Annotated in this window: 9 protein-coding genes; 2 read left to right on the plus strand and 7 right to left on the minus strand. The window is 62.5% G+C overall.

The features are described 5' to 3' along the window. On the plus strand, positions 1-1,238 hold a 1,238-nt coding region (gene ligB, locus VIM98_RS17120), incomplete at its 5' end, for an NAD-dependent DNA ligase LigB (RefSeq protein ID WP_331994324.1). Here ligB and VIM98_RS17125 read toward each other — a convergent pair. Next, positions 1,239-1,637, minus strand: a complete 399-nt coding sequence (locus VIM98_RS17125) for a YchJ family protein (protein ID WP_331994325.1) — start codon at positions 1,635-1,637, stop codon at positions 1,239-1,241. A gap of 206 nt (positions 1,638-1,843) precedes the next feature. On the opposite strand from VIM98_RS17125, the gene VIM98_RS17130 reads away from it, so the two are divergent. Further along, positions 1,844-3,748 carry a CocE/NonD family hydrolase gene (locus VIM98_RS17130; RefSeq protein ID WP_331994332.1) on the plus strand — a complete coding sequence of 635 codons (1,905 nt, stop codon included), beginning with the start codon at positions 1,844-1,846 and terminating at the stop codon, positions 3,746-3,748. A gap of 47 nt (positions 3,749-3,795) precedes the next feature. On the opposite strand, the gene VIM98_RS17135 is transcribed toward VIM98_RS17130, so the two are convergent. The 6 genes from VIM98_RS17135 to dinG form a co-directional block, all read right to left on the minus strand. Continuing rightward, the gene (locus tag VIM98_RS17135) at positions 3,796-3,993 is read right to left on the minus strand and encodes a hypothetical protein (protein WP_331994326.1); all 198 of its coding nucleotides are present in this window, start codon (positions 3,991-3,993) and stop codon (positions 3,796-3,798) included. Positions 3,994-4,076: 83 nt separating this feature from the next. Next, on the minus strand, positions 4,077-6,452 hold the full coding sequence (locus VIM98_RS17140; protein WP_331994327.1) for a fimbria/pilus outer membrane usher protein: 2,376 nt from the start codon (positions 6,450-6,452) through the stop codon (positions 4,077-4,079). 3 nt (positions 6,453-6,455) lie between these two features. Then, complete coding sequence (locus VIM98_RS17145; protein WP_331994328.1) at positions 6,456-7,160, minus strand: fimbria/pilus chaperone family protein; 705 nt, start codon at positions 7,158-7,160, stop codon at positions 6,456-6,458. Positions 7,161-7,181: 21 nt separating this feature from the next. Beyond that, on the minus strand, positions 7,182-7,823 hold the full coding sequence (locus tag VIM98_RS17150; protein ID WP_331994329.1) for a hypothetical protein: 642 nt from the start codon (positions 7,821-7,823) through the stop codon (positions 7,182-7,184). Between the two features lie 376 nt (positions 7,824-8,199). After that, the gene (locus VIM98_RS17155) at positions 8,200-8,763 is read right to left on the minus strand and encodes a HutD family protein (protein ID WP_331994330.1); all 564 of its coding nucleotides are present in this window, start codon (positions 8,761-8,763) and stop codon (positions 8,200-8,202) included. Continuing rightward, positions 8,760-10,865, minus strand: coding sequence for an ATP-dependent DNA helicase DinG (gene dinG / locus VIM98_RS17160; protein ID WP_331994331.1), 2,106 nt, complete (start codon positions 10,863-10,865; stop codon positions 8,760-8,762). The genes VIM98_RS17155 and dinG overlap by 4 nt, the downstream gene beginning before the upstream one ends. Between the last annotated feature and the right edge of the window lie 91 nt (positions 10,866-10,956).

The following is a 10,956-nucleotide window of genomic DNA, read 5'->3' on the forward strand; positions in this document are numbered from 1 at the left end:
CAACCAGTCGCGGCGATGGGAGTCGCGGCAGCGACTGGACCGATGCGGTTCGCCGCATGGCAGCCGTACCGCGGATTTTGCCGCGCGCACCGGCACAGGTGATCCTGCAAGGCGAACTGGTATGGCGGCGTGATGGGCATCGCCAGTCTATCGATGGCGGCGCGGGTGCGCGCGCGCGTGTCGCTGGCGCACTCGCTCGAGGAGCGTTGGACGAAAAAACCGCGGCGCGTATCGGCTTATTCGTATGGGATTGGCCGGACGGCCCGCCGACGATGTCCGCACGACTTGAAGGTCTCAAGGCGATGGGGCTGGGCGAAAGCGCCGAGCTCACTCAGTCTGTTCGCACAGTGGCCGACGTGGCCGCGTGGCGCGACCGTTGGTATCGCACGGCCTTGCCGTTTGCCACGGACGGCATCGTGATACGTCAGGGACGCCGCCCGCCCATGGCCGAATGGACGGCGGCACCGCCGACGTGGGCGGTGGCATGGAAATATCCGCCGGAAAAGACCGTGGCGACCGTCAAGGCCATTGACCTGCGTGAGGGGCGTAGCGGGCGACGCGACGTGGTGTTGGAACTGGAACCGGTGGCGCTGGGCGATCGCACGGTAAAGCGTGTCTTGCTGGGCTCGCTCAAGCGCTGGCGCGAGCTCGACGTCCGTCCCGGTGACGACATCGCCATCGCGTTGGCCGGTTTGACGATTCCACGCTTCGACGGCGTCGTGCGGCGGTCGCCGCATCGTACCAAGGTCGATCTCCCCGTGGATGCGCCGGTATCGGCGTGCTGGCGTTGGGAGCCCGGTTGCGAACGTCGCTTCCTGGCGCGATTGGTCTGGCTCGGGGGTAAACAAGGTCTGAGTTTCGAGGACATTGGCGAGCGTGGCTGGCAACGCCTCATCGACGCGGGCCTGGTGCGCGGTTTGCTGGATTGGCTGGATATGACGCCTGAGCAACTGCAGCGTATCGACGGTATCGGCAAGACGCGCGCGCACGCCTGGAGCGACGCTTTTGCAGCGGCCCGGCGGCAGGGATTCGGCCGTTGGATGCATGCGCTAGGCGCCCCGACGGGAGCGATCTCGGTGTCCGACTGGTCGGCCGGGGCCGATAAAGATGCTGCTGCCTGGCAGCGCATTCAAGGCATCGGTGCGGCACGTGCGCGCCAACTGACTGCTTTCTTTGCCGATGCGCAAGTGCGCGAACTTGCCGAACGCCTCCATGCCGCACAGGTCGACGGTTTCTGATCAGCTCCTGATCTCGCCATCGACGTAATACCAGCGGCCGTCCTCGCGCACGAAGCGGCTGACTTCATGCATGCGCTGCGCGCTACCGCCGCCGAAGCGCAGCCGTGCGACGAACTCTACCGTGGCGCGGTCCCCCTCGCTCACGTGATGCTTGACGCTCAGGCCGAGCCACGTCGGTGCAGGCTGTTGCGTAGCGAGCTTTAGGTGGGCAGGGCGCGTGCTGGGATGCCAGGTAGCCAGCAGGTAGTCCTCCAGCTTCAACACATAAGCGCTGTAGCGCGAACGCATCAGTGCGTTTGCGGTGGCCGCCGCCTCGCCTCGGTGGAGGGGCTGGCAGCAGCGGGTGTAGCCATCGGGGTTGCCGCAAGGGCAGGGCGTCAGGGTATCGATGGCTTGCACTGGGTTTTTGTCTGCGTTGGGCTGGCCGATAGGCGCAATCCTTGGCCCTGGGCGCGAAAAAATCAAATTTCCTAGGCAAGAAGTCATGGTACGCCTGGCGGTCGGCCTCGCTTACAGTCGTTCCCTTGCCTTGACGCATCCCCGCCCGTCCATCCTCGTCCGCGTGTCCGCGGCTTTCAGGAGGTTGCATGACCATCGCTCGCCCTATGCTTTCCCTTGCCGTTCTTGCCCTTGCCGTGGGTGCTGGCCTGGCCGCTGCGCAGACCGCGCCGTTGACCCCGGATATTCCACAGCAATTCACCGCACCGAGCGGCAGTTCCGATTACACCAAGCGCGAGGTGATGATCCCGATGCGCGATGGCGTCAAGCTGCATACGGTGATCGTCATTCCCAAGGGCGCCAAGCATGCGCCGATCCTGCTCACGCGCACGCCGTACAACGCGACCGGTCGCGCTGCCCGGCTGGAATCGCCGCAGATGATCAATGAGTTGCCGCAGGGCGACGATGTCTTCGTCAAGGGCGGCTATATCCGCGTATTTCAGGATGTGCGCGGCAAATACGGCTCGGAAGGCGAGTATGTGATGACTAGGCCGTTGCGCGGTCCGCTCAACAGCAGCGAGGTGGATCATTCCACCGATGCTTACGACACGATCGACTGGCTGGTGAAGAACCTTCCCGAGTCGAACGGCAAAGTCGGCATGATCGGCTCGTCGTATGAAGGCTTTACCGTGGTCATGGCACTGATCCATCCGCACCCGGCGCTGAAAGTCGCCGCGCCGGAAAGCCCCATGGTCGACGGCTGGATGGGTGACGACTGGTTCCACTACGGCGCCTTCCGCCAGACCAACTTCGATTACATCGCCGCGCAGACTGTGCGCAAGGGCAAGGGCGACACCATTCCGCGTGTCGGCTACGACGATTACAGCAACTTCCTGCAAGCGGGCTCGGCTGGCGATTTTGCGCGGGCGGCCGGTCTCGACCAATTGCCGTTCTGGCGCAAGCTCGAGGAGCACCCCGCTTACGACGCCTTCTGGCAGGGCCAGGCCCTGGACAAGATCATGGGCGAGCAGCCACTCGCTGTGCCTACTATGTGGCTGCAAGGCCTGTGGGACCAGGAGGACATGTGGGGTGCGATCCACAGCTACGAAGCGACCGAGCCCAAGGACAAGAACAACGACAAGAATTTCCTCGTCATGGGCCCATGGCGCCACAGCCAGGTGAATTACGATGCCAGGGCACTGGGCAACTTGCAGTGGGACGGCGACACCGCTTTGCAGTTCCGCCGCGATGTCCTGAAGCCGTTCTTCGATCAGTATCTGGTCGATGGTGCGCCGAAGGCCAATACGCCGCCCGTATTGATCTACAACACCGGCGAAAACCATTGGGATCGCTACAAGTCGTGGCCGCTGAGCTGCGATAAGGGCTGTGCGAGCAAGCCGCAGGCTTTGTATCTGCAGGCCGATGGCAAGCTGTCGTTCAAGGCGCCGGCGGATGGTGCGACCAAGTACGACGAATATGTCTCCGATCCGGCCAAGCCAGTGCCGTATCAGCCACGTCCGGCACATTTCGCCGACCACGAGGCGTGGACGCGTTGGCTGGTCAACGATCAGCGTTTTGTCGATGGACGTCCGGACGTGCTCACCTACGTCAGCGAGCCGCTGACCGCGCCCGTGCATGTCGGCGGTGCGCCGGTGGTGAACCTCTATGCATCCACCAGCGGCACCGACAGTGACTGGGCGGTCAAGGTGATCGATGTCTATCCGGATACGATCGCTGCCGATCCGACGATGGGCGGCTATGAGCTGGCCGTATCGCTGGATATCTTCCGCGGCCGCTATCGCACCAGCTTCGAGCATCCGCAGGCGATCGAGCCGAACACGCCGCTGCTGTATACGTTCCGTCTGCCGACGGTCAACCACGTGTTCCAGCCGGGGCACCGCATCATGGTGCAGGTGCAATCGACGCTGTTCCCGCTGTACGACCGCAACCCTCAAACCTTCGTGCCGAACATCTTCGATGCCAAGCCGGCCGATTATCGGAAGGCGACGCAGCGGGTGTGGCACACGCCCGGAACGGCAAGCTTTATCAGCCTGCCGGTCGTATCGAAGTAGCGTGGTTTCTCCCTCGCAGGCGATACTGCCTGCGAGGGATGAAGAAATTATCCAGGGCGCGCGCCAAGCACGCGCGCGGGCAGAAACAAGATCGCTTTCAGCAGCGAAAACACCGCATCGACGGTGATGCCGACCAAGCGGAACGGCAACAGCAACAGCCAGACGATCGGGTAAAGCACGAGCGCCAACAAGGCCAGTGGCCAACAGAACACCAGCAGGAGTACCCAGAGCAGGAAACCGACCATGGCAGCCTCGGTAGCAGTTCAACGATGGGCCGACTTTACTCGCCCATGCCCGCCGTCAGACAGTGACTCTTGGCATCCTCTTCTTACCGGCATTCAGCATCGCCCGATAGATAATCCTCCTCAGGATCGAACTGCGGCGGTACTTCATAAGTCAGCAGGCAAGCGTTGCCGCCCGGGAGATCCAGCGTCAGCCGCTTGCCGATGTCCTGGTTGACCAGCATGGCCTGTCCGCCGTTGATCACCGAAGTCACCATCTGGCCTTCATCGTCGAACAGTGCGGCGCCGAGCGGGGCCAGTTCGCCGTTCGGGGTGCGGATGGTCAGCAACAGCTGGCGTAGCACGGTGGCACCGATGGTTGCATCCGCCACCGTGCCTCGCGCGACAGTCCATTCGGTTGCGGCGGTGTCCAGCTGGATACCTGTCGGCACGCTGTTGCCGCGCACGGCGATGCGGCTGCTGGCATAAGCTCTCAAGGCGGGGATAACGGCAATGCCGCGATAGTCGGTGATGACCGTGCCACTTGGCGTATCCAGCTGCAGTCCGCGCGTCTGCGGAACATTAAGGACGCCGAAGCTGTGGCCGATGGCGTAGGGTGCGGCGGCGAATCGGCCACCGGACCATAGCAGGCCACCGGAAGCAGCCAGGTAGCTGGAGAATTGTCCCCGCGAAGCGGCCGAGGCACCCAGGCCGATGCGTGCATAGGTCGATGGCAGGGAGAGCGAGCCATCGATGCGCGACCGATCGTCCCTGGTGACGCCCGCGCTGTAGCCCATACCCGATGCTGACCGACCGGCATAACGGATATCGTGGCTGCTGCTGCCATCGCGTCGGTAACTGCGTACCTGCATCGAGCCGCGATCGAGCGGGATCGACGCCGACAGGTAGACGGTCCGGTCACGCCAGGTGCCGCGACGATCCTGCAGGCTGGCCTGGATCGATACGCCGCCGATCGCCAGGTTGTAGGTCAGGCCGTGAAAGACCGTATCGCGCTGGTGGGAGTAACGGTAAAGGCCGACGCTATAGCTGGCACGACCCCGGCGCCATCCGCCGCGAGCGAGCGAAAGGCTATATGTGTCGCGCAGATAACCATGCTGGCGGTAGAGCCATGACGCGTCGGCGACGTCGGCTGCGGCGGCATAGCGGGGAGTGCGCCGGCTTGCATAGAACGACCCGGACCAGGCACCAGACCACAGCCACGTCCCACCCAGCTCGGCATGTTGACCGCTATGTCTATCGATATGGCTCTGACGCAATCCGCCGTAGACGACCGTACCTTCGGCCAGGCGATAACTCGCACGCTGTGAAAAATGCTGACGATGTCGCGCAAGCATCGCGCCTAGCGATATCTCGCCGCCGGCAAAGGGATGGAATGCATACTCACCGATCAGCATCGGCGCATGTCGTCGCCAGCGTTCGTCGGTTCGAGGCAGATCGGTGCGATGCACGCCCAGGCCGATGTGAAAGCGGTCCGTTTCGCCGATGTCCCCGAAGCCGATGGCGGCAGGCAATGTCCAGTGCTGCCGACTGCCGTCGGCTTCGGTCACCTCGATGTCGATATCGATACCGCCTGTCAGGCGGCCGAGCTGGCTCAGCACGAAGTTGCCTGGAGGCACCACCGTTCGATACACAAGCTGGCCGCGCTGGCGTACCTCGACTAGCGCCTGACTGCGCGCGATGCCCTGGATAGGCACCAGCAGGTCCGATGTGTCGAACTGCTCGCTATCGGAGGCGATCTCGATGCCTGTGAACGGCAGGCCCGCAAACGCTTCGCCACCGGCTTGCAGCTGGCCGAATCGGAACAGGGCGCGCCAGGATTCGATGGCCCGGCTGGCATACCATTGACGGTGCGTGAGCGAACTGCCCCAGTTGTCCGCCCAGCTGTAATAAGCATCGCCGCGCAGCACCCAGTTATCGATATTCATGCCAGGCTGAAGCCGCGCATCGATGCTATGTCCACCGCCACGCCCGCTCAGTTGCCGTGTGAACAGATCGTAGTTGAGCAGGACAGCAGAGCCGCCGCGCAGGTAGCTATCCGTGCGCGCTGCCGGCAAGAAGGCCTCCTCGGGCACCAACATGGCGACTTGCCGGATACCGGGGTGCAGCGTGATCTGGGCAGCCGGATAAGATTCGAGCCAGCCCTGGCAAGCATCCGTATCGGGCGGTGCTTCCCGCAGGCCGAGTCGGCGCAGCAATGCCGGTTCAAAACAGACGCGACCTTCGTTGTCGAAGCGCAGCTCTGCCGTTTCGAGCTTCTGCCCGTTGACCGATAACACAACTTCCTGCATCCCCGGCAGAAAGCGCGGCGAGCGTGCAAAGAAGTCTGCAATCCCCGGGGCGTAGCCTCTGGCTTGCAATACTCGTTTATCGAAATCGATACTGGCCGATGCCCCCGATACCACGGACAGTGCGTGAGCAAGCGGTGTGGCCGCAAGCCCTGATAACGCTAGAAGGCGACGCATGGGTCAAGGCAGGCCTGGCAAACGGCTGTCGGCGATGTCGAACACTGGCAAGGCATACGCCTGGCGGCTGAAGGGAGTAATGCGCAATGTCGTGACATCGCCAGCGTCTTCCGGCAGCGGGCTACGCACGGTTTCGCCCGCGCGCACATAGAGCTGGCCTAGCGTGACGGTCTTGCCCGAAGGCAGCAGGGTCATCTGCGGGGCCAGTCGAACGACGTGCTCGCCTGGATTATGCAGCACTAAGTCGGCACCTTCGCGTCGCCAGTACAGCGCCCGCCATGGCTGTGCGTTCGGCCGCAGCCGTTTTGGCTGCACGATGAAGCCGATTTCCTGCCGCACGGCAATCCGCGTGCCGCCGGTCTTTCGCGGCGGCACGCCTTCGAACGACGCTTTGAGCAGCCATTCGCGATCCAACGCCTGGCCTTTCTTCAGGCGAAAACGAATCAACTGAGTATTTCCCGGGTCGATCCGAGTGACCGGAGGCGACACAAGGAACCGCGCTGCGAGGTTGTCGCCAGGTAAATCCTTGAGCTCGCTCACCAGCAGCAACGGCTCGGTGCTTTCGTTCTTGACGTTCAATGTGGCCCGTCCGGCCGCTTCGTCGAATACGATGGTATTGCTTTCAAGCCGGAACGAGTTGGCTTGCGCGCTACCAAGGGTGCCGGCGAAGACGATCGCCGGCACGTGGAGCATCCATGCATGTTTCATGACGTTCCCTCTGGTCTCGCCTTAGATGCCGAACTGGAAAGTCAATGACAACGAGCCCGCGAGGGGAACGTCATCGGCAATCGGGCCGACCAAACCGCGATGGGCGAAAACGGGTGTGACTTCCATATCGACCACGAAACTCCGGCCGATATGAGGCTCCCCGACGGCACCGACCTTCGCCCAGCCCATGCTGTAGACGCCGTCGCCGTGGACGTAAACGGCGGCAGACCCGGCGATAGGCGTGCCATTGATGGCATAAAGATTTGTGTCGGCACCGTCGACTTTGGCGTTGCGCATCAGGACGGTGTAGTACCCGAGCTTGCTGTCCTCCACCGAAGGGTTGCTGCCCAGGCCGAAGTGCGTAATACCGGTACCCGCCGACGTGCTGGCTGCGTTATCGATCGCCTTGAATGAAAGATGTGTATCGGCATCGCATTGCACGCTCCACATTTTCACCATGGAGCTGTGCGTATACGAACCACTGACCGGGATCAGGTTGCTATCGATCCGGCCGTAATCATAATCGCCGTTATCGCTCTGAATAACCTGACAAGCGGGAGCGGTCAGTGTGCCACTGACTGTGAGTTCGCCAGGTCCCGTAATACGCGACGACTGCGCGTAAGTGATTCCAGTGAAAGCGAGCAAGCAAAGTGTGGATAGCATGCGCTTGTCCATGTTGTTATCGGTCTCCATTGAATTGCAGCAATGTGTATAAAAAGTGAAAGAAAAGGTGTGGCGACGGCGCACTTGGTTGCCTCCCTCGTTGAGAGAAGGAAGGCCAAGTCTGTAACTCACGAAATGACGCCGATCTGAGTGCCGGCCAGGAGTTGGCCGATATGCTCGGTAGTAGTTCCCTGACGGCACAAAATAGAATGCCTAGTGGGTGCGGTATGAATAAAGCCGGCGCAGTCCGACAAGAGCTGTAGCTATTGTGAGAGTCTTATGACTAATAAGAATGCGCTGCCATTAAATTTGGTCGGTTTTGGAGCAGGCATGAGCTGTAGCCGACCTGCTGCCGGAGAGCGAGGGTTGCAGCAATTCAGAAAAGGGAAATCGAAACGGCGAGCAGTGTTGCCTGCGTGTCGATAATCGTGGCGATGCTGTTGGCCGGAGGTCGGAGCCAGCTATCGCCGGCATGCAGCGAGCCATCGGTACAGACTGCGCTGCCTTCGGCGCAATAAAGCAGTGCGAACTCTGGCCGGGTCAGATAATCGCCGGGCTCATGCCAGATATCGATATGGGCCGTCGCGCGACTGCGCCGTGTCATGACATTGAAATCGCGCGTAGCTCCGCCGATCAATTCGACCTCCACCATTGCATCGCCGGAGAAGGCAAAGGTTTCGAATCGACGTTCCAGCCTATGCGTCCGGGTGCGGTCCAGGCGCATGACAAAACCCGGGCCGTGTAGCAGCGCAATCCAGCGGTCGACACCGGGAAAGCGAGAGAACGGTGCGGCGCTATCGACCTCGGCCACGCTGATGCGCCAGAGAAAATCGTCCATTCCCGCATTAGGAGGGTAAATCGCCAAGGGACGGGTGCGGCCCTGGCCGTTCTTCCACGGCACTGCCGGTGTATCGGCGGCACGCAGAATGCGTGCGCTCATGCGACGCGCTCGATCACGCGTTCGAAAGGCGGCAGTGCGCGCAGCATGCGCTCGCCGTAGCGCTTGACCACCACCCGCCGATCCAGCAGTACGATGCGTCCGCGATCGGTTTCGGTACGAATCAGGCGCCCGCAGTACTGGGTAAGCAGCCGTGTGGCTTCGGGTACCGTGACTTCGATAAACGGGTTGCGCCCACGCGATTCGAGCCATTCGGCATAGGTCGCACCGACGGGATCGGTCGGTACCGCAAAAGGCAGTTGGGTGATGACCACCGTTTCGCACAGCTTGCCGGGCAGGTCCAGGCCTTCACCGAACGAGGCCAGGCCAAACAGGGTGCTGCCTTTGCCGGCTTCGATATCGGCGATGTGTTCGGCCACCAGCTGCGCTTTACCGAGCGAGCCTTGCGCGCGCACCTTGCGTACGTATTCGATCGGCAGTTTCTGCAGTACGCGATCGAGCTTGACGCGCGAGGTGAACAGCACCAGATTGCCAGCGTTCCAATCCAGATGGCTGGCGAGCCAGTCGGTAATTTCCTGGGTGTGTTCCTCGCGCGCGTCTGGCAGCGCTCGGAGAGCCGGCACCTCCAGCCGTGCTTGCGCCGTCAGATCGAACGGCGAGGGCAAGCTCAGTGTTACGGCGTCATCGGGCAGGCCGACAGCGTCGGCGAAACCGCGGAAATTGCCGCCGGCGCTCAACGTCGCCGAAGTCATCACGACGGCACTGCCGTTGTCCCAAAGAATGCTCCGCAGCAAGCCGCCGGCAGACACCGACGAAGCATGGCAGATCAATTGCTGGTCCGTGCTCAAGGTCACCCAGCGTGCCAGCGGTGGGGCGCCTTCGCGATCCTCGGTGGACCAGGCACGCCAAGTACGCGACTGACGCTCGATGCGCTCCAGCGCCATACCGAGCTCGCGCGATATCGCCTCGTGCGTTGGGCCGCTCTCGGTCATTTCCAGCACGGTGCGGCGCACCGCGCCGATCCAGCGATGTACCTCTTCGGTCAGCAGTGCGAGCACACCGGCGTGGGTAAGCCAGATATCGGGAAGCTGCCCCAGCGAGCCGCGGTATGTGGGCTCGTCATCGTCCGGTGACGGCACCCAGCTCAAGCGGATGTCTTTTTCCAATGCTTCGAGCGCATCGCTCAAGGCCTGCAGTTTTTCGTCGCCGGCATCGAGCGAGAGCTTGCCGATAACTTCCTTGTCGGCCAACGAATAAGCGGCGTGTATCTGTCGCCCGAGTCGGCTGAGCTGGCGTACGGCGATCTGCAGGTGCACATCGGCTGCGCCGCGATCGATCGCCTTGGCGGGCACATGATGTCCTTCGTCGAAGATATACAGCGTATCGTCCGGTTTAGGCAGGATCACGCCGCCAAAGCCATCTTCCTCTCGCGGCATGGTCAGGTCGGCAAGCACCAGATCCTGGTTGGCGACGATGATGTCCGCATCGGCGACCGCGCGGCGCGCGGCGAAAAACGGGCAGGCCATGAATTGGCCGCAGCGACGGCCGGTGCAGCCACCCGCGCTAGTCGTGATCATGGGTTTGAGGAAATCGCTGACCGGTTGCGGCGCGCTGTCGATGTCCCCGTCCCAACTGCCGTTGTCGTGGGCAGTGCGCAGCTTGCTGAGTGCCTGTTTGTCGCGTTCCTGCGGTGGCTTCGACCATAACGCCAGGTCGGTATCGAAGCCGGCCAGGCCCATCTGGCCGCCGTCACCGACGCTATTGGCTGCCATCGCGAGGTTGCGCGGACACAGGTAACGGCCGCGCCCTTTGGCGAGCGCGACTTTCGCCGTACTGCCATTGAGCTTCAGATAGAGGGGGATATCGCGCTGAACCAGCTGCTCCTGCAATGCCACGGTCGCGGTGGCAATCAGCAGCTTTTTCTTCTGCGCTCGTGCCACTTCGAACCCGGCGATCAGGTAGGCCATCGATTTGCCGGTGCCGGTCGGTGCCTCGATCACCGCCGCGCCGCCGGTTTCGGCCAGTGCCTTGGCTACTTCGGCAATCATCTTTCCCTGCGATGCGCGCGCGCGAAAGCCTGGCAAGCCTTCCTTGAGGCGGGTATAGGCGGCGCGGATGGCTTCCTTGGTGTCGTCGGTGAGCATCGGGTCGGGCTAGGCAAGCGGGCCGCGCCCGAGGAACGGCGCGTCGATGGCGCATTGTAGCCGGTCCCGGTCTCACGGCTCGGCTGCTCTG

The sequence above is a fragment of the Dyella sp. genome (assembly GCF_036568765.1).
Taxonomy (GTDB): Bacteria; Pseudomonadota; Gammaproteobacteria; order Xanthomonadales; family Rhodanobacteraceae; genus GSA-30.

Coding starts and splice junctions, on each gene's coding strand:
- VIM98_RS17135 (WP_331994326.1), bottom strand. CDS start 3,993: ATGGTCGGTTTCCTGCTCTGGGTACTCCTGCTGGTGTTCTGTTGGCCA.
- dinG (WP_331994331.1), bottom strand. CDS start 10,865: ATGCTCACCGACGACACCAAGGAAGCCATCCGCGCCGCCTATACCCGC.
- VIM98_RS17130 (WP_331994332.1), top strand. CDS start 1,844: ATGCTTTCCCTTGCCGTTCTTGCCCTTGCCGTGGGTGCTGGCCTGGCC.
- VIM98_RS17155 (WP_331994330.1), bottom strand. CDS start 8,763: ATGAGCGCACGCATTCTGCGTGCCGCCGATACACCGGCAGTGCCGTGG.
- VIM98_RS17150 (WP_331994329.1), bottom strand. CDS start 7,823: ATGCTATCCACACTTTGCTTGCTCGCTTTCACTGGAATCACTTACGCG.
- VIM98_RS17140 (WP_331994327.1), bottom strand. CDS start 6,452: ATGCGTCGCCTTCTAGCGTTATCAGGGCTTGCGGCCACACCGCTTGCT.
- VIM98_RS17145 (WP_331994328.1), bottom strand. CDS start 7,160: ATGAAACATGCATGGATGCTCCACGTGCCGGCGATCGTCTTCGCCGGC.